At 48.8% G+C, this 19,302-nt stretch carries 20 protein-coding genes; 17 read left to right on the top strand and 3 right to left on the bottom strand.

Features of this window, described 5'->3' with window-relative positions:
- Positions 1-30 precede the first annotated feature (30 nt).
- Positions 31-1,290, bottom strand: coding sequence for a patatin-like phospholipase family protein (locus AC27IB_RS21710; RefSeq protein ID WP_487123615.1), 1,260 nt, complete (start codon positions 1,288-1,290; stop codon positions 31-33).
- 100 nt (positions 1,291-1,390) lie between these two features.
- The gene (locus tag AC27IB_RS21705) at positions 1,391-1,564 is read right to left on the bottom strand and encodes an oxidoreductase-like domain-containing protein (RefSeq protein ID WP_296047156.1); all 174 of its coding nucleotides are present in this window, start codon (positions 1,562-1,564) and stop codon (positions 1,391-1,393) included.
- Positions 1,565-1,844: 280 nt separating this feature from the next.
- Here AC27IB_RS21705 and AC27IB_RS21700 point away from each other — a divergent pair, with 280 nt between their 5' ends.
- Positions 1,845-1,985, top strand: a complete 141-nt coding sequence (locus AC27IB_RS21700; RefSeq protein ID WP_296047153.1) for a hypothetical protein — start codon at positions 1,845-1,847, stop codon at positions 1,983-1,985.
- 33 nt (positions 1,986-2,018) lie between these two features.
- Here AC27IB_RS21700 and AC27IB_RS21695 read toward each other — a convergent pair whose 3' ends face one another.
- The gene (locus tag AC27IB_RS21695) at positions 2,019-4,373 is read right to left on the bottom strand and encodes a fatty acid cis/trans isomerase (protein ID WP_487123612.1); all 2,355 of its coding nucleotides are present in this window, start codon (positions 4,371-4,373) and stop codon (positions 2,019-2,021) included.
- 245 nt (positions 4,374-4,618) lie between these two features.
- On the opposite strand from AC27IB_RS21695, the gene AC27IB_RS21690 reads away from it, so the two are divergent.
- The 16 genes from AC27IB_RS21690 to AC27IB_RS21615 all read left to right on the top strand — a co-directional run bounded on the left by AC27IB_RS21690 (position 4,619) and on the right by AC27IB_RS21615 (position 19,254).
- Positions 4,619-5,305 (top strand): CsgG/HfaB family protein, encoded by a 687-nt coding sequence (locus AC27IB_RS21690; RefSeq protein WP_296047149.1) that lies wholly within the window; start codon positions 4,619-4,621, stop codon positions 5,303-5,305.
- Between the two features lie 7 nt (positions 5,306-5,312).
- Positions 5,313-5,663 carry a DUF4810 domain-containing protein gene (locus AC27IB_RS21685; RefSeq protein WP_296047147.1) on the top strand — a complete coding sequence of 117 codons (351 nt, stop codon included), beginning with the start codon at positions 5,313-5,315 and terminating at the stop codon, positions 5,661-5,663.
- Positions 5,663-6,331, top strand: a complete 669-nt coding sequence (locus AC27IB_RS21680; RefSeq protein WP_487123609.1) for a DUF799 domain-containing protein — start codon at positions 5,663-5,665, stop codon at positions 6,329-6,331. The genes AC27IB_RS21685 and AC27IB_RS21680 overlap by 1 nt, the downstream gene beginning before the upstream one ends.
- 207 nt (positions 6,332-6,538) lie before the next feature.
- The gene (locus AC27IB_RS21675) at positions 6,539-6,919 is read left to right on the top strand and encodes a BlaI/MecI/CopY family transcriptional regulator (RefSeq protein WP_487123608.1); all 381 of its coding nucleotides are present in this window, start codon (positions 6,539-6,541) and stop codon (positions 6,917-6,919) included.
- A 33-nt stretch (positions 6,920-6,952) separates the two neighbouring features.
- Entirely contained in the window at positions 6,953-8,236 is a 1,284-nt protein-coding gene (locus tag AC27IB_RS21670) for a TolC family protein (RefSeq protein ID WP_487123606.1), read from the top strand.
- A gap of 8 nt (positions 8,237-8,244) precedes the next feature.
- Positions 8,245-9,483: an efflux RND transporter periplasmic adaptor subunit gene (locus AC27IB_RS21665; protein WP_487123604.1), complete on the top strand. Its 1,239-nt coding sequence runs from the start codon at positions 8,245-8,247 to the stop codon at positions 9,481-9,483.
- Between the two features lie 10 nt (positions 9,484-9,493).
- A complete protein-coding gene (locus AC27IB_RS21660) occupies positions 9,494-12,622 on the top strand; it encodes an efflux RND transporter permease subunit (protein ID WP_487123602.1) in 3,129 nt (1,042 codons plus the stop codon).
- Between the two features lie 150 nt (positions 12,623-12,772).
- On the top strand, positions 12,773-13,162 hold the full coding sequence (locus tag AC27IB_RS21655; RefSeq protein WP_487123600.1) for a BlaI/MecI/CopY family transcriptional regulator: 390 nt from the start codon (positions 12,773-12,775) through the stop codon (positions 13,160-13,162).
- 1 nt (position 13,163) lies between these two features.
- Positions 13,164-14,120 (top strand): M56 family metallopeptidase, encoded by a 957-nt coding sequence (locus AC27IB_RS21650; RefSeq protein WP_487123598.1) that lies wholly within the window; start codon positions 13,164-13,166, stop codon positions 14,118-14,120.
- Positions 14,121-14,326: 206 nt separating this feature from the next.
- Positions 14,327-14,704: a hypothetical protein gene (locus tag AC27IB_RS21645; protein ID WP_296047133.1), complete on the top strand. Its 378-nt coding sequence runs from the start codon at positions 14,327-14,329 to the stop codon at positions 14,702-14,704.
- A gap of 3 nt (positions 14,705-14,707) precedes the next feature.
- Complete coding sequence (locus AC27IB_RS21640; RefSeq protein ID WP_296047131.1) at positions 14,708-15,403, top strand: HupE/UreJ family protein; 696 nt, start codon at positions 14,708-14,710, stop codon at positions 15,401-15,403.
- Complete coding sequence (locus AC27IB_RS21635) at positions 15,400-15,963, top strand: hypothetical protein (protein ID WP_296047129.1); 564 nt, start codon at positions 15,400-15,402, stop codon at positions 15,961-15,963. The genes AC27IB_RS21640 and AC27IB_RS21635 overlap by 4 nt, the downstream gene beginning before the upstream one ends.
- A gap of 15 nt (positions 15,964-15,978) precedes the next feature.
- A complete protein-coding gene (locus AC27IB_RS21630; protein ID WP_296047126.1) occupies positions 15,979-16,704 on the top strand; it encodes a DUF4198 domain-containing protein in 726 nt (241 codons plus the stop codon).
- A 68-nt stretch (positions 16,705-16,772) separates the two neighbouring features.
- Complete coding sequence (locus AC27IB_RS21625) at positions 16,773-17,936, top strand: acetyltransferase domain-containing protein (protein WP_487123595.1); 1,164 nt, start codon at positions 16,773-16,775, stop codon at positions 17,934-17,936.
- Positions 17,937-17,946: 10 nt separating this feature from the next.
- On the top strand, positions 17,947-18,330 hold the full coding sequence (locus AC27IB_RS21620) for a copper resistance CopC family protein (protein WP_296047121.1): 384 nt from the start codon (positions 17,947-17,949) through the stop codon (positions 18,328-18,330).
- A 21-nt stretch (positions 18,331-18,351) separates the two neighbouring features.
- The gene (locus tag AC27IB_RS21615; RefSeq protein WP_296047118.1) at positions 18,352-19,254 is read left to right on the top strand and encodes a copper resistance D family protein; all 903 of its coding nucleotides are present in this window, start codon (positions 18,352-18,354) and stop codon (positions 19,252-19,254) included.
- Positions 19,255-19,302: the final 48 nt, after the last annotated feature.

Raw genomic sequence — 19,302 nt, 5'->3', positions numbered from 1 at the left:
CAGCCGGCTCAGCGTGAGCCGGTTGCCGATCTATTTTAGACCCGCCAGTGTCAGGCGGGTCTTTTTATATTCAGGCCAGTCAAATTCGCTTAAAAATGCCAGCGAGGCGGCCAGGCCACGTTTGAATAAGTCGAACTTTGCTTCTTTTGAAAGCGAAAAGTCCAGCCAGTGATGGTCGCCGGTATCTATGCTCTTTACCAGTTTTCGATAGTCCGGGTTTTTACGGATAAACTCCTCGTCGGCGTCATGTCGCATGGCGCCGATCAGCGAGCCCAGATAAGGCTTTATACTGTCGATGTCGCCTGCAACATATTCCTCGATGCCAAGCTTTGCGCCAAAGGTAGGCATTTTAGGCACCGAGTTTGAGGTGTGAAAAAGATTAATCGGGAAGTTGGAAATTAAGCCACCATCAACAAAAACGGCTGTCTCAGGCAGGGTTCTCTTTTGGTAGCCGAGGTGTTGCCAGGCGGCCGTCACCGACTCAGTTGTTGGTACCGCTAACTTAAACGGGTAAAAGAACAGCGGCACTGACATGGAAGCCCGGGCGAAGTCGGCCGGATTGGCACGGTTGAGGTCATCATAAAACAATCCGCCATCCCGCTCGGGTAACACTATTTTGCTGGTACTGGAAAGTTCGGCGGTAACCACTTTGAGTTCGACCCGCCAGTTATTTGAATCAAACGGACTTGTCTCTGGCGCTGTTATATTGCCTGGCAGTGGAACGGGATCAAAGTGCAAACCGGCTATTGGGGTGTTCATTTGTTGTTTTAAGGCTTGCCAGGAATCGGTTTGATTGTCTGCCAGTATGTCTTTAAGCCACCGGTGAAAGGTGGTGCCGGGATTGAGTCCAAGATGCTTGAGCAGCGGGCGCAGAATGGCCAGTGAAATAGAATACTTCCACAACCAGTTTTTGCCAGCCAGCCAGGCCTCTGTGGCCATGCGGCTCATCTTGCTGCCATCCTGAAAGCTGGCCATAGGCATATTGGCTACGGCTGCGATCATCTTTTCACTTTTGGCATCACTGGGTTTGCCCAGTGCCTGAACCAGCAGGGCGTTTATGGCGCCGGCAGAAGTGCCTGCGACCGAGCGAAAGCGCAATCCGGCGGCCTCCAGACCGTAGGTATAACCTACCAGTGACAGGCCAAGCACACCACCGCCTTCCATAACCAGATCAACATACTGGTGACCGGAGTCATCAACGATATCTGAAACGCGCTGTGATCGCAGTTGCCTGACCAGCGATTTTACTTCGTTGTCTTCGGTAAAGTACTCAGGCTGAAGTTGGCTCATTGTCGGCATCCGTTGCAAAAACTGCCATCAGAGTAACGCTGCGTGATTAAAAAGTGAACAGAACTAGGGCGGTTTTTTTACGGCGAAATGCCGGATACCGCTACGCTTCTGGTTGATTTTTCGCTGCTGGCGCCTGATTTTCCAGTGCCTCCCTGGCTGCCCGCCATTCGGCAAGTTTTTCAAAATAAACATCCCACACACAAGGGCAACATGCCCCTCCGCCACAGCAATCACTGTTAAGGGGTTTTTCAGGTTCTGGTGGTAACTGGTTCATAAAGCCTCCCTGATAATAATTATGTAGGGAGCTCGGTGGGTAAGCAAATCATCCGCCGAAATGGTGATTATGAGCTGGTTATCAACGGGATCGCTAGTACCTATCGATACTTTGGGTAATTAGTTAACCTTCTGTTTTTAATGATTATGTTCATAATTTTTAGGGGGGTTGCAGCAATTTAACCGTTTGACTAATACGCAGCAAACGCAAAGCCTGTTAATTTAATGTTAACGATGGCGATTTGACAATTTATTTAGCATAAATTCTAAGGAGTGCGAATATGTCTGCCCTTATGCACAAGACGGCCTCAGTAAAGCTGCACGGCTGGCTAAGAGAAAAAGTACGCGACCCTAACATGTATTGCGCCCTGGCTGGCGTGGCAGCGCTGGCTGTTATCGAACTGGTGGTATTTGCCGGCTAAAAGCCGCCGGCAGTGCCATAAGCCTGCCACTGTTTACCAGTTAGTCAGGCGGTTATAGTCCAGATAGCCAAATGCCAACGGGTAGGTTTGCCGGTACCACTGGTGGATGGTATCGCTGACTTCCCAGAAGTCCTCTGCGGTGCGCCGCACGCCAAATGCTTCGTACAAGCGCTGAAGGTCTTGCTCATTTTGCAGCCCGGCAACCTGCTGACTGAAAGCCGATAGCTGCGCTGTACTCAAATGGAAAATAGCGTTGGGGTGTGAGGTAGCAAATCCGTAGGCCAGGCTGAGTGTATCTTGTTCCGGTAGCCGTCTGGCATCCTCGGCAATGATGTGAGAAATATTGGTATAGGCATTGTTGCTGAGCAAAGTATAAACATGCTGTTCGTCGCTGTTTTCCGCATCAACCAGTATGATGCTGCTCTGCGGGAGCAGCGAGGCAGGTATACCGCCGCTTTGGGCAATACGGTTTAATGCCGTTAACGCGTTACTGTCGGTGAAGCCGTTGCTGAGTTCGTGGCGTGGACTGAGTACGTCAGATAAGTGCGCTTTTACCCGCTGGTACAATTCATTGAGTGGTTCGTTGGTCTCAAACGTCATGGCTGTTTCACCGGTTAACTGATGGCCGTCGGCAACGTATTTTTCTACCGGACTGACGACGCCCTGATACCAGTTATCCCACACCGTTTTACGTGTTTTTGCGGGGAGTAATGCCAGAAAATTAAATTCCCCTTCCATCCGCAGGAAGTCCATGTAAATGCGACTGTTGAGCTGGTGGCCGACATTACCATAGACGTCGTAGCCCGCCACAAGCAGGTAATGAATACGTTCAAACAGAGGGTAGGTAATAATCCACGCAGTTTGTGGGCGCTCACCAACAAAACCCTTCACTACGGTGGCTGCATCGTAATGGCGTAAAATGGTCAGGCCGGCATTGTCGTTCTCACCGTCGCCCTGCCAGATAATATCCAGGTCCAGTGACACTTCGTTACGGGCATGTTCAGCAATATAGCGGCTGCGGGCTTCCAGGTACTCCCGCTCTTGCTTGGCGTACTTGATCCAGTTGGTAGGCATGGCATTAGACTGTGCTTCTGCCGGCATACTGATAGTGTTGCGTGCATCTTGCAAAAAGGCATCCTGATGTTCCAGGATGTCACTGGAAGGGTTTAAAAACATCACCCAGAAGTGGTCGTTAATGACATTCAGTGCAATTTGACCGCGGCATACCGGCCCTTTAATAAATTGCATAATAGTGTACTGGGCTTCGTCGATCATAAACCGGTAGCGCGACGACACCGGAATTTGTGCAAAGGCCACAAAGGGGTTCGAGGCCACCTCAGGCGCGTATCCTGGTAACTCAGAAACACGGTATTCTGGCTCAATAAACCACTTATTCCACTTCGCTAAACGGGCATCATCCAGCTTAATAGGCATATGCAACTTACTGACAATGGTATTTTTGACCGGCATAAAACGGTAGTAAACCCGTTGATTATTGCCCCTGTCCTGATCACCAAATGGCGAGCTGAAAGGGCGTCGGGTAGCCAGCGGCGTAAAGGGTTCGCCCGGTGGTGTCAGCGCCCGTTGTAACGAGTAAAAGCGGGTGTTGCCCTGGCTATCTTCAAAGTAAATGTGCGCAATAAACAAATGCTCGTAAAGATAGCGGCTGACTAACTGATGTTTGTCAGAGTCCTGATTAAGAAAGGCTTCCCAACGGGCAATCCCCTGCTGATCGGACGCCGGTACCGGCGCCGGTTCAGATGCCGGGGCGCCGGCCTGTAGCCAGGCCATGATTTGCTCATGTTCCTGCTGAGCAATTGCCGGTAATCCGTAAGGCATGCCCCACTGGGGATGATCTTTCTGGTAAGCCGGGAACTCATCAACCGTAGGGCACTGCATCTCACGGTTGATATCAAATTCAAAGTTATCGCCCAGCGGCTCATTAGTATTGGTGGGGTGAGACTGCTTAAGCGCCAGCATTGAGGCCAGCACGCTGTTGTTCAGTTGATTATTAAACTCACTGACTTCATCAAGTACCGGGTAGAAGTCTTTGCTGCGCCATTCGCCCGGGCTCTGAGCATCAATAAACAAGCGGCTGGGGTTATCAGCAAGCAGGCGATCACCATGATAAACCGGGGCTTTATTAGCGCCACGGGTAATTCCCTCATAGCTGCCGAGTTTTAACTGACAGGGGGCGTCATAGCAGGCGTGACAAACCACACAGCGTTTGTCCAGGACAGGCTGAACGTTCTGACTAAAGGCATTTTGAGGATCAATGGGCGGATTGTCGTAGGGCGATGTCACGCGCTCCTGTTCTATGATGGCTGGCGTGCAGCCAATCGTACAGGCTATCAAAAGCAGGCAGGTTATTTTTATTATCTTTGACATGCAAAGTATCTCACTACGTTTTATTACCGCACAAATGGTAACTGGTTTTAAGGCATTATACCCGCGCTACTTGCATTTGCAGGTTGAGCGGGAGTTGAGATGTGTTTATTTACACTTTTTCAGTTGATTTGTGGTTACGACCTCATTACGCTGCCGGCTCTGCCGGTTGCCCTATGCGCTTAACAGTCCGGGCAGTAAAATCAGGTTTTCGCCCTGTTCTTGTGTACGCTTTTAAGGATACGAAAATGAAAATGAACGTGTTTGGCAAGTCTTTAGTGGTCGGTTTAACTGCCACGATGCTGTTGCTCTCTGGTTGTGCCACTCAGCAATCTTCCCGCGTTATAGTGTCTCAGAAAGTTGAGTCCTATAACACCGCCTACAGCGGCGTAAAAAGCAGAGTGGTGGTGGGTAAATTTGTAAACCGTTCGAGTTTTCAAAACGGCATTTTTTCTAACGGAACCGACCGTCTTGGCTCCCAGGCAAAAACCATTCTGATTAGTCACCTTCAGCAAACCAACCGCTTCGCGGTATTGGATCGGGACAACATGCAAATGCTGTCTGAAGAAACCCACTATGCCGGTAAAGAACAAACGATTGCCGGGGGGCGTTATCTGATCACTGGAGATGTAACGGAGTTTGGCCGTAAAACCGAAGGTGACCGACAGTTATTTGGCCTGTTAGGCAAAGGTAAATCACAAATCGCTTACTCCCGCGTTACCCTTAATATTGTTGATACACAGTCCACCGAGGTCGTTTACTCGGTTAGCGGTGCCGGGGAATACAGCTTATCCGAGCGTGAAGTGGTGGGGTTTGGCAGTACAGCTGGTTACGACGCTACGCTTAATGGCAAAGTCCTTGAACTGTCTATTCGCGAAGCCATTAACAATCTGGTGAAAGGGATTGAAAGCGGCCAGTTCAAACCTCAGGAGTAGTTGCTAAATGATACGGGTATGGTTGATAGTTGTTGCCCTTATCGGACTGGCAGGGTGTCAGTCCTCATCGAAGCCAATGTATTATTATGGCGGTTATCAGACCACGGTTTATCACTATTTCAAAAATGATGAGACCACCATCGATGAGCAAATCAATGCGTTGGAAATTATCATTGAACAGGCGGCTAATGCCGGACGCCCGGTCGCGCCGGGGATACACGCTCATCTTGGCATGTTGTATTTTGAACAGGGTGATGGCGTTAATGGCGGGATTCACTTTGAAACCGAAAAGCAATTATTCCCAGAGTCCACCGGGTATATTGATTTTCTGCTGGCTAACCAAAAGGAAGTGAAGTGATGAGTCGGCTATTATTAATGGTTGTAACGGCTGTCACTTTACTCAGTGGTTGCCAGGCAACACGCCAGGCCAACTACGATTACACGGCTTTTCGTGCCGCTGCGCCAGCCTCTATACTGGTGATGCCACCGGTAAATCTTACCCCTGAGGTAATGGCGCCTTACGGCGTGATGGCGCAAATAGCGAAGCCCATCGCAGAGGCCGGTTATTACGTGTTTCCGGTGGCGGTGGTCAATCAAACCTTTATTGCCAACGGTATGACCGTTGCCGAAGACGCCCAGGCTATCGACTATCAAAAGTTGCATGAGATATTTGGTGCTGATGCCGGCCTGTATATCACCATCCGCGACTACGGCACTTCCTATGCGGTGCTGGCCAGTGACACTATCGTGTCGGCGCAAGCAAAGCTGGTGGATTTGCGCACCGGGCAGCTGTTGTGGCAGGGCGCTGCCAGTGCGTCCAGCGGTGAAGGTCGTGGCGCAAACAGTAACGGCTTACTGGGTATGCTGGTTGAAGCGGCGCTAACTCAGATCATCGAAACCGTGACCGACCGTGGCTTTGATGTAGCAGGGATCACGGCTGCCCGTTTATTGTCTACTCATGCTCATAACGGATTACTGCCAGGCCCGCGCGCTGTAAGAGAGCAAATGCCGGTGCAGGGCAACTAATCCGGTTCACAGAAATAGCTAAGCATAAATGCGCTAAATGGCGCATTTATGGCTTTATGTTTTGCAAACCCACCACTAAATAAATAAATCTGCTGTTAAAAACGACTTACACTATAGTCATTGTCATCTTTGCTTGAGTAAAAACCGATTGTCTATCGGTTTTTATTTTGCGACGATAACAGCAATTGTCTGAACCGGTACCACACTATGCAACTTGGTGAATTAGAAAAACAGGTTTTAAAGTATCTGTGGAAAAATGCGGAGGCGGACGTAAAACAAGTCCACCATGCGATGAGTCAGAAACGGCAAAGCTCATTGAATACTGTGCAAAGCGCAGTAGAGCGTTTATTTAGAAAAGGGTTACTCACTCGCCGAAAGTTAGGACACGCTTTTTTATACCAGGCCAAGGTGGATAAAGAAGGGCTGATAAGCCAGCTTATCGAAACGGTTACCAATGACTTTGTTGAAAAAGGTGAAAGTAGCCTGTTGGCCGCATTTAGTTCAGTATCCAGCCGTATGGACGAGAGTGAGTTAGATGCGCTGGAGCGGCTAATAGAACAGCAGCGAGCATTGCGGAAAAGCCAATAACAGCGGGTTAACCCCCAGTCAGATAGGTAAGTGATGAAGAGAATTCTCAAAGTAATAATATTTAAAAAACCGATTGGCGGTCGGTTTTTTGCTGGGGTAGTAGCGAGCTTGCTAAGCCTGTCAGTATTCGCTGAAGAAACGCCAGCACCAATAACGCTATCAATGAGCGATGTTGTGAGCCTGACATTGAATAATCATCCGGATTTACAGGTGATCGTTGAGCAAAAATCTGTGTTAGAAGGGCGCTTGAAACAGGCTGCTACAGGCCAGCGTCCGCAAATTGCCCTGATGGTTGAGGATGCCTTGGGGACGGGCAATTACAGCGCGTTAAAAAGTACGCAGACCACGCTGACGTATTCATGGATACTGGAACATGAGCAGATTGAAAGCCGTGTTAACGCCATACAAAGTGAGTCAGGTAAGCTTCAGCTGGATAAAGAAATCAAAGCGCTGGATATGTCGGCAGTAGCAGCTCGGCAGTTTATCGAGATACTGGTCAAAAAGGAGCGGCTAGCCTTAAATAAGCTGGCCGTAAAACAAGCAAAGGAGGTCATTAAGGCAATTGATGAGCGCCTTGCTGCAGGGAAAAGCTCGGTGATTGAACGTAAACTGGCCGAAGCTGAATTACTTAGGCGGGATCTCGCTGTCGAGGACTCAGAGCACAATATCAAGGCGTCTAAATATCAGCTAAGCGCGCTTTGGGGGCAGCCCGATACCAACTTTACCTTAACCGGTAATTTACTCGATTTACCACCGGTGTCTGCCACTCAGGACTATGTTAAAAGACTAACTGAAAACCCTGATGTACAGCGGTTCGCGTCTGCTCAACGTATTGCACAGTCACAAATAGAAAAAGCCAGAATTGAGGCACGCCCTCAATGGCAGTTCTCTGCGGGGCTAAGACGATATGAAGCCACCGATGATTTTGGTTTTGTAGCCGAAGTTTCGATTCCCTGGGGGGGCAAGGATTATAACGCAGGTACAGTCGCAGCTTTGCAAGCTGAACAGGCTGTACTCGACAGTCAGCAAACCGCTCTGCTTCAGCAACTCGATGCGCAACTCTATGTTTTATTGCAGGAAATGAAACATTCTTATCACGTTATTCAAACCGTCGACAATCACATTGTGACGACTCTTGAGTCTGCGTTACAAGAAGCCAGACAGGCTTTTGAAAAAGGTCAGTTAAGTTACAGCCAGTGGAGTGAATTGCGTCGCGAGTTGCTAGGCGCACAATCACAGCTGCTCGACGCTTACCTTAGCTTGCACCTGCAACACATCGAAATTCAGCGCCTTACCGGCACTTCGCTTTCGCAATGAGACAGATTATGAAGTATTACAAACTATTATCCTCTTTAAGCCTGGCAGTTGTTCTGTGCTATGCAATGCCAGTATTCAGTGTGTTGGCGTCCTCGGCGCCAGCAGAAACCGCTCAGGAAGAACCAGAGAAAGGCCCACACCGGGGCAGAATGTTGCGGGACGGTAACTTTGCCGTTGAGTTGGCCATTTTTGAAACCGGCGTACCGCCTGAATTCAGAATTTGGGTGAGCGAGGGAGGGCAGACTGTTAAGCCACAACAGGTCAGTCTCAATGTTAAGCTTACCCGGCTGGGAGATGTGGTTGATGATATTAACTTTAATCCCCAGGGCGATTTTTTACGCGGCGATATGGTGATTTATGAACCTCACTCATTTTATGTAACGGTCACCGCGCAACATAATGGTAAATCCTATCGATGGGAATATGAAAACTATGAAGGTCGGACAATCATCGAGCAAGCCGTAGCTGATGCGATGGAAATCAAAACAGAAATCGCCGGTCCTGCTACGTTGCATCAGTCTATCCCGGCTTATGGCGCTATTGCATTACCACCGGGTTCGCAGACCCATATCAGTGCCCGTTTTGATGGTGAAATTCAGCGCGTGCATGTGGCATTTGGCGATACGGTAACCAGAGGCCAAACATTGTTCACGGTCGAAAGTAATGAAAGCCTCAAGCCATACACCATTAAATCGCCTGTTGCTGGAATAGTGACGGCCAGACCAGCCAGTGCTGGTGAGCAAACTCAAGGGCGCACACTGTTAACTCTGACAGACACCAGACAATATATCGCTCGCCTGGCAGTCTATCCCGCCGATTACCACAAAGTGACAACCGGCAGTCTGGTGACTCTTGATATTGAAGGGGGGGATACGGCCGTAACAGGAACAGTCAGCTTTATCGAACCCGAGGTGCGGGATGATCAGGCCCGCATTTTGTGGGTGAAAGTGCCGAACACCGGAAATTCTCTTACCGCAGGCAGTTTTGTTAAAGCACATATTAACGTGGCTAATGTTGATGTACCGCTGGCGGTTAAGAAAGTTGGCCTGCAGGGCTTCAGGGATTTTACCGTGGTGTATGCCAAAGTGGGTGAACAGTACGAAGTGCGCATGCTGGAGCTTGGCCGTGAAGGTGGTGAATGGATTGAAGTGCTGGGCGGACTGGCGCCGGGTACCGAATACGTTACCGAAAATAGTTTTATTCTCAAAGCCGACATCGAAAAGTCCGGCGCATCACACGATCACTAGGAGCCGATGCATGCTGGAGTCGATACTAAGCTTTTCCATAAAGCGCAAGTTTCTCGTACTTGCCCTGGTGTTAATGGTTGCCGGGCTTGGCGTGTGGAATTTCACCAAACTGCCCATTGATGCGGTACCGGATATCACCAATGTACAGGTTATGATAAATACCGAAGCGCCGGGGTATACGCCGCTGGAAGCGGAACAAAGGGTTACCTTTCCGCTCGAGACAGCACTTGCCGGGCTTCCCGGCCTGACCTACACCCGCTCGGTTTCTCGCTACGGTTTATCTCAGGTGGTGGCGATTTTTGACGATGACACCGACGTTTACTTTGCCCGCCAGCTGGTTAATGAACGGTTATCAGCTGCTCGCTCTGAATTACCCGGCGGTTTGGAGCCTCAGCTAGGCCCCATCGCGACTGGTCTCGGTGAAATCTTTATGTTCACTGTGGATGCCGCACCCGGGGCCACCAATAAAGATGGTTCGCCGGTAACGCCCATGGATTTACGAACCGTGCACGACTGGACCATCCGCCCGCAGTTGATGCGAGTGCCGGGCGTGGTCGAGGTGAATCCTATCGGCGGATATGAGCGTGAAATACTGGTCGCGTTTAACCCTGAAAAATTACTGGCCTTTAACCTGACCCAAGCGGATGTGGTTGAGGCTATTGCCGCCAACAATCAGAATCAGGGGGCGGGTTTTATTGAACAAAATGGTGCGCAGTGGCTACTAAGAGTGCCAGGTCAGGCAGAGAGTCTGGCAGACATTGGCATGGTCCCACTGACTGAAACTAACGGCTCAGCAGTATACGTGAAAGACGTGGCTGACATTCAGAAGGGGCATGGCCTGCGTACGGGAGCCGCGACTCAAAATGGTCGGGAAGTGGTAATGAGCACAGTGTTTATGTTGATTGGTGAAAACAGCCGGACTGTCGCCAATGCCGTTGCCAACAAGCTTAAAGAGATTAACCAATCATTGCCCGAGGGCATTGAAGCAATAGCCGTTTACGACAGAACCCGGCTGGTTGATAAGACCCTGCTGACAGTTGAAACCAATCTGGCGGAAGGTGCGCTGTTAGTTATCGTGGTGCTTTTCTTATTGTTGGGGAATTTTCGTGCAGCGTTTCTCACCGCTCTGGTTATTCCTTTTGCCATGTTAATGACAATCACCGGTATGGTACAAACCCGGGTCAGCGCAAACCTAATGAGTCTTGGAGCACTGGATTTTGGCTTGTTGGTGGATGGTGCGATTATCATTGTGGAAAACTGTCTGCGCCGTCTGAGCCAGCAGGGGGAAAAGCCTATCCGGTTAACGGAACGACTGAGCGTGGTGTTCGAAGCAACTCGCGAAGTGATTCGGCCTGCCTTGTTCGGGGTATTTATTATTACCGCGGTGTACCTGCCCATATTTGCCCTGGAAGGGGTGGAAGGGAAAATGTTCCATCCGATGGCGATTACTGTTGTTATTGCTCTGCTGTGCGCAATGCTGCTATCGATAACTTTTGTGCCTGCCACCATCGCGTTACTGTTTACTAAACCGGTTAAAGAGAAGCACAGTCCGATTATTAAGGGTGCTGAGCTTATTTACCGACCGGCGCTTAAATGGGTGTTGAAAGGTCGGATTGTAGTGGTTGCTTTGGCCACGGCGCTGGTGGTGGTGTTTGCATACCAGGCCACACGGTTAGGCAGTGAGTTTGCCCCAAATCTTGATGAGGGTGATATTGCCATGCATGCCTTGCGCATTCCCGGCACGTCTTTAAGTCAGGCCGTTGCCCTGCAAAAAATCCTCGAACAAAAAATCAGTGAGATGCCTGAAGTCGAGCGGGTGTTTGCTAAAATCGGCACCGCTGATGTGGCCACCGATGCGGTGCCTCCGAGTGTGGCAGATAACTTTATTATTTTGAAACCACGGGCGCAGTGGCCTGATCCAAACAAGTCGAAAGAACAGGTAGTGAATGAACTGGCAGCCATTGTGGCGCCGATCCCCGGTAACCGGTATGAGTTTCTGCAGCCGATACAGATGCGCTTTAACGAATTACTCGCCGGTGTGCGTGCTGAACTGGCCATTAAAGTGTTTGGTGATGATTTTGATACCCTAACCGGATTAGGGGCCGAAATCGAAGGGGCTATCAATGGCGTAGCGGGGATTGCGGATGTTCAGGTTGAGCAAACTACCGGCCTGCCCATGTTGAATATCGTGCCTAAGACCGCCAGGCTGGTACAGTTTGGTATCAGCAAGGCCCAGCTGCAAAGCCAGTTAGCCACGGCGATGGGCGGCACGGTTGCTGGCAAATTTTACCAGGGGGACATTCGCTCCGAGATTGTGGTCAGGCTTCCTGAAACACGTCGTTCAGACGTAAATGCATTGGCCTATTTACCCATTCATTTACCCGACGGGCATGTCATGCCGTTACAAGAATTAGCCGATCTGGAACTGGTCTCCGGGGCTAACCAGATCAATCGCGAAAATGGTAAACGGCGGGTGGTGGTCACCGCAAATGTTCGCGGTCGTGATCTGGGCAGTTTTGTGGCGGATGTCCAACAGGCTGTGGCTGACAAGGTTGCAATTCCTGCCGGATACTGGGTGGAGTACGGTGGTACCTACCAGAAATTACAATCGGCCTCTGCCCGTTTAAGCATCGTGGTACCGGTCACTTTGATACTGATTATCGGGTTACTTATTCTGGCATTGAGCTCGGTAAAAGATGCCATGATCATTTTCACGGGTGTCCCGCTGGCCTTAACCGGTGGCGTCGCTGCGCTAATGCTGAGGGATATACCGTTTTCAATTTCTGCTGCTGTGGGTTTTATTGCACTGTCCGGGATCGCCATATTAAATGGATTGGTAATGGTGTCGTTTATTCGTGAATTGCGCCGTGGTGGGCATACGCTTGAACAAGCGATATTTGAAGGTGCACTCACGCGTTTACGACCGGTACTGACCACCGCGTTGGTAGCTTCTCTAGGGTTTATTCCCATGGCATTAAATAGCGGTATTGGCTCTGAAGTACAGCGTCCGCTGGCAACAGTAGTGATTGGCGGCATCATTTCTTCAACCTTGCTTACGCTGTTTGTGATCCCGGGCTTATATCGCATGCTACATCGTGATAAGCCTGTAAGTACTGGCACTGAGCATGTGATTAAGTAATTGATGAAGGTCGTTAACCTGTCCACTTCACAGTAGGAAATGGCAGGGCTAAATGGCTAACAGCATTTTATGCTTCAAACCAGGTGCATAAAAGCCATTCACTTTGCCGTGGTTATGCAAGACTAGTTATGAACTTAAAGGAAACGTCTGATGGTGTTAGGGGAATTAGAGAAAAAAGTACTGAATTATTTATGGCAACGGTCGCCAGCCGATGTCAAAACAGTATTTGCTGCCCTCACCCGTCATGAAGGTAGCAACCTCAATACCATCCAGACCACGTTGGATCGTCTCTATAAAAAACAGCTTCTGGATCGAACCAAGCAGGGACATGCCTATTTTTATTCGCCACGGGTAGAGCGGGAAGGATTAATCGCGAGGCTTATTGATAGTGTTACGCGAGATTTTACCGCCAATGATGAGAATGTGTTTATTAACGCATTCCAATCTTATTCAGGACAATTTGAAGCACAGGAGCTTGATGCTCTGGAGTCAATGATTCAGGCGCAGCGTGAACGGCTGCGACTGAATAAGGAGCGCTGAAATGTTTGATACAGCCATTTTCCTCAATGTACTGAGCCTGGCGGTGGTGAGTGCCTGGTTTGCACTCTTACTGCAACTTTTAGTCAGTGGTTTTTTAGTGCGCAAGGTTTCGCTACTTCCTGCCGGTTGGCAAAAAACATTGTTAACCTCCTGGGTGTTATTACCTGTGCTCGTAGGGGCGCTTTGCAGTGGGGCATTTATGCTTTATGCCTTTACTGACGTAATGTGGCCACCGCTGGAGATGTTTATTCACTGGCATCACCTGTTTGAATTTGAGTGGTTGTCCTGGCATGGCAGTTTACTGGTGATTTGGGCTGTTGCGACAGTCTGGATTTTGCTTCGCCACATTCGCTTATTGAATCAGCATAAGCAGAGTTTGCAAAGTGTTAGCCTGATGGCTGACGCCAATGCTGCTCAACTTAATGGTAATAATTATATTCTGCTTGAGACTTCCATTCCGCTGGCATTTACTGCGGGCATGTTGCGACCAATGGTTTACCTGTCTACTGGTCTGACAGAGCGTGTTACACGCGATGAGCTTGCTTGCATTCTTGCACATGAAGCCGGGCATAAACGCTATTTTGATCCGTTACAGAAGTGGTTGTTTAGCATTGTTAGCGCTTATTATCCGCGGGCCATACGGCGGCAATTACGACAAGCTTTTGAGCTCGCGACAGAGCTGCGGGCAGATAGTCAGGCCGCAGAGAAAGTTGGCGCTCTGACTGTAGCTTCTGCGTTGGTTGCTTACCGGAAATCCGCGCAAAATTGCCCAGTTCCCTTCGCTTTTTCATTTGGCGAAGACTTTGTTAGTCAACGTGTTCATGCGTTGCTGGAGCCGGCAAAATTTCATTTTCAGATCCCGGTAATCATTAGCCTGCTGGCCGCCGCAGTGCTGTTTACCAATTTACTGTCTATAGACAGTATTCATCATTATATCGAACTGATCTTACCTTTTTAGCGATGCAAGAAGCGCAACGCCGATTGGAGCGCTTTAAAAACCGACTGGCAATAGGTTTTAGGCTGTAGCAATAAATTCATAGAAATTGTCACAGCGTTAAATGTTTTTTAAGTGAAAAAATTCGGTGCTTTGTGTCAGTAATAAAACGGCAAAGAGTCGTTTCTGCTCACTACCTTTCAGTATTATTTTTATAACAGGAGATTCCTATGCGTAAACATTACTTGTTGCTGATAGCAGCACTCTTAGCTTCCCCGTTGGTATCAACTCAGGCCTTGGCTCACGGCAATACGGAGCCTCAGTATGGCGGCGTTGTAAAGATCGTTGGTGAGTATTCATTTGAGATGAAGCAGGACGGTGATCAAGTATCAGTTTGGGTGTTTTATGACGGCGAACCACTCAATGCAGCAGAATTGGGCTTGCGTCTGAAAGTCAAAGGCGAGGATCGCAAAGAAATGATTGAAACAGCCGCTGCAGAAGGCAATCGTTTTAGTGCGCCGGTAAATTTATCGGGGGCTAGTCAGGTACTTGCCATGTTAACCCTGCAGGATGGCGTTTCAAAAATCGTTGGTAAATACAAGCTGTAGGCCATGACGATGCGATTGATTACTCAACTCTTGCTGGCGATGACATTACTTTTAGTGATGCCGCTGGCGAGTGCTCATGGCGTAGCTGAGGGAGACAGGGCATTTTTAGAGTCCAGCTCAGGACTGCATATTATTCCTTATATCTATCTCGGCGCGAAACACATGGTGACCGGCTATGATCACTTATTGTTTTTGCTCGGCGTCATCTTCTTCCTCTACAGACTCAAAGATGTGGGAATTTACGTCACCCTGTTCGCTTTGGGTCATAGCGTGACATTGTTGTTCGGCGTGCTGTCAGGCATTCATATCAACGCGTATATCATCGATGCCATTATTGGTTTATCAGTGGCTTACAAGGCCCTTGATAACATTGGTTTCTTTCCGCGTTTTTGTGGATTTTCCATTAATACCAAGGCTGCGGTACTGGTGTTCGGGCTGTTCCATGGCTTTGGTCTGGCGACCAAATTGCAGGACTTCACTCTGTCGGCTGATGGCCTGGTAGGCAACATAATCTCATTTAACATTGGCGTGGAAATGGGCCAGATGATTGCTCTTTTTGGCATGTTAATGTTCATTATCCTGCTACGTAAAAGCCAGCATTTTATGCGCTATGCCTTTGCGGCCAATATGGCACTGGTTACCGCCGGTGTCACACTGACAATCTTTCAACTTTCCGGATATATGTGGGGCACGGTATGACAACTCAACAACAGCATGTCGATGTATCAAATCAACAAGTTATTAAGGGGCTGGTTATCGCAACGGCGCTGGCGGTAGTTCTATCTGTCACCGTTGTGTTGCCTGCCGAATACAATAAAGACTTCACCGGCATTGGTGGTTTGCTGGGGTTAACCAGTCTGAACAGTGCTCCGGCAGGTGAAGATATGGAAATCAAGTCAGATGCTGCGTTTATTCTGGCTGGCAGTGAGGGAGAATTTGCCAGCAAAACGATCACTATTGAAATCCCTGAATATGAAGGGGTGGAAGTGAAGGCGTTAATGCAGAAAGACAACGGGGTTAGCTTCAGTTGGCGAACAGACGGGTTAGCCGTGTACATGGATATGCACGGTGAAAAGCTCGATAACCCTAACGAGTTTGAAAGTTATAAAAAAGCAACAGCAATAGCCGCTGATAACGGCATTTTCAAAGCACCATTTGAGGGCACACACGGCTGGTACTGGCAGAACATGTCAGACTCTCCGGTTACCGTTACGGTGACCGTGGCCGGTTTTTACCAATCACTTAAAACAAAGAATTAAACAGAGGAAACAACAATGTTGAAGAAAATTTGTGTTATTGCACTGACTGCTTTAATTACGGCGCAAGCCAGTGCGCACGGTATCTGGTTTGCCGAACGCTCTAAGCAACTGGCGATGATTTATGGCGTCGGCGCCGACGATCTGGATGCGGTTTTACGGTTGCCCAAAGTTGGCTCCGTCACGGGCTTTGATGAAGACTGGGATACCGTGGATGTAGAGTTAACCCCTTCCGGCCCATTATTATTGGTAACCAGCGATGATTACCCCGTTGCAGTGTCAGCTGTGCTAAATAATGGTATCTGGTCAAATACCGGGGAAGGTCACTGGATAGGCAAAGGCCGTGATGAAGTACCTGACGCTATTTTAAGCGAAGAAACAATTAAATACGCTGTACACTTACGAGGTCCATTGCGTGAAATTCCGCACATCAATACCCAGGTATTACAGATTGTGCCGGTTGGTGACAAATTTCCTTTGATGATGGGTGAACAACAAACCTACCAGGTGTTATTTAAAGGAGAGCCGGTTCAGGGCGCACTGGTTAAACGTGATTTTGTTAATGATCCGGATGCCGAACCTGTAGTGTCTGATAAAGACGGTAAAGTCACATTCGAAATCCGCAACCAGGGTTTAAATGTCGTGGTTGCAACCTATGATGCGCCTACTGACCGTCCTAAAATCATCGATAAATACGAATTGCTGGCGACTTTGTCGTTCGTATTACCACACGCGCCAGAATAAGACCAAACAATAAAAATAGAGGGCAAACCAATCGGGTTAGCCCTGTTCTTTGAGTGAAGGTGAGAACAATGAGTGAAGTAGGACAAACACCCGCAGCGGTGATAAAAAAAAGGGTGGCATCCATCGATATCCTGCGTGGATTAGTGATGCTGTTTATGTTGGTTGATCATGTTCGGGAACGATTCTTCTTCCATCAAAATGTGAGCGATCCGATGGATCTGGAGACTACCAGCCCGGAACTATTTTTTACCCGAACCACCGCACATTTCTGTGCGCCGGTGTTTGTGTTTCTAACCGGTCTTTCCGCCTGGCTTTACTCACATCCCTTCAACAAAGCACCTCGTTCAGCAACACCGTTCCTATTTAAACGTGGGCTGTTTATCATCTTTGTTGAGATCGCCATAATTAACTGGTTATGGATGGGCAACTACGACACCCTGTGGTTGCAGGTTATGTGGGCAATTGGTGTGAGCATGGTTGCTTTATCCGTATTGTGTAAATTGCCTTATAAAGCAATATTTGCATTAGGTTTGCTGATTGTTTGTGCCCATAACTTATTAAGCCCTATTAGTTTTAATCCTGATGAAACCGGCTATACCATCTGGGCTATTTTGCATGATCGTGGGATTATATTTACCTCAGAGAGTTTTCGCATTAAAGCCTCCTATCCGGTATTACCCTGGATTGGCGTGATCTTACTTGGTTACTGCATGGGGCCGCTGTATTCCCGCGCTGTTGAAGGGGCAAAGCGCCAGTCAACCCTGCTTAAACTGGGATTGGCGCTGTGGGCTCTGTTGCTGGTATTACGCGGCTTTAATATCTACGGTGAAGTGCTGCCATGGGAAGCGCAGCAGGATGCCATTCATACGGTAATGTCCTTCATTAACTACACCAAGTATCCGCCATCACTGGACTATGTGCTATTTACCCTGGGCGCTGCGTTCCTGGTGCTGGCCGGTCTGGAAAATGTCAATAATCGCCTTACTAAAGCAGTGGAAACCTTTGGCTCCGCACCCATGTTCTATTACATCGTGCATTTATTCGTGCTACTGGTCAGCTACCGAATTGTGCTGGCGGTAGTAGGGCCAAACTACGGCGACTTGTTTGCTTTTGATTACGTTTGGCAAATCTGGTTGGTTGCCATCATTCTGGCGGTTGCCCTCTACTTGCCGACTAAGGCCTTCGCTAAATTCAAACACAACAGCAGTAACCCGCTGGTCAAATATTTTTAAGGAGCACAGTATGTTAAATGGTTCAAACTGGATTAAACCCCTGGTTCTTGCTTTGGGATTGTTCAGTAGTACTGCCATTGCGCATGTGCATTTAGCGCAGACTGTCCCGCCAAGAGAAAGTGAAGTTTCAATGGCGCCTGATAAGCTGTCACTAACCTTTTCAGCAGAGGTACGTTTGATTAAGTTAGTGCTGATAAATAGCCAGGGCACTGCGATTGACTTTGGTTTTAAACCCGTCGTTAAGGCCGCTAAAACCGTGAGTTTTCCTGTGCCTGCACTGCCCGCCGATGAGTACGACGTTGAATGGACAGTAATGGGTAATGACGGTCACAAAATGGAAGACTCGTATTCTTTCACCATTTTGTCTGGCCATAGTCATCATGCTGACCATTAGCTTTATCAACGAGCCAGCCTGATGGGCTGGCTCGCACTTCTCTCCCTGGCCAAGGTAGCTTACTACCTTGGCGTTGTCAGTTTTATCGGCATGAATGCCATGCGCCTGTTGTTGCGTCATGGCCGTAGCAATGATCTTACCGTGCATGCTGATTGGCATAAACCTCTTTTACGTGCGCAGTGGGCGGGTTTGTTCATAAGCCTGGTGGGGGCTGCTGCGGTAGTGCCGCTCTCAGCTGGTATGCTGCTGGACGATGGGGTCAGCGGCATCATCGATAGCCTGATGCTGCAAATCAGCTGGCAATCGAGCATCGGTACACAAACACAATTCCGACTGTTGGCTATCATAATGGCAATGCTGTGTACTGCTTGGGGAAATAAGCTTTATAACGGCTCGAATACATCATTAGCGTGGGTATGTAGCTGGCTTTTGACCAGTGCATTGTTTGCGGCGTCATTTACCTTCAGCGGGCACACAGCCGAAGCAAACTGGCTTGCCAAATTGCTGGTGGCGTTACATGTGTTAATGGCTGCATGGTGGCTGGGTAGTTTGTACCCGCTTATTCGCCTGTGCCGGCTCGAGGATGTTGAGTTGCTGCGAACGCAGCTTCACGCTTATGGTAATCAGGCCGCTGTATGGGTCGGGTTGTTGTTAGTTAGCGGTGCTGGTTTGTTTGCGTTACTGCTGCTAAACGTTCGCACAGAGGCTAATAATGACTATTTGTTCGTGATGGGCTGTAAATTAGTGCTGGTTGCAGTGATGTTAGGTTTTGCGGCGTATCATAAGTGCTATCTGGTGGCTAACCTGACACTCAGCGAAGACCGTTACAAAGTTAGAAAGTCTATCGTTGGCGAGGCGTTTATCGGTACGCTGGTGATAGTAATAACTGCAATATTAACCAGTAGTTTTGGCATCGCGCACTAACCTTTTCTGATAAAGAAACGGCCAGTAATGACTGGCCGTTTTTGTGTA

The sequence above is a fragment of the Alteromonas sp. 4NH20-0104 genome (assembly GCF_057547795.1).
This window is presented reverse-complemented; position numbering and strand designations above follow the sequence as displayed.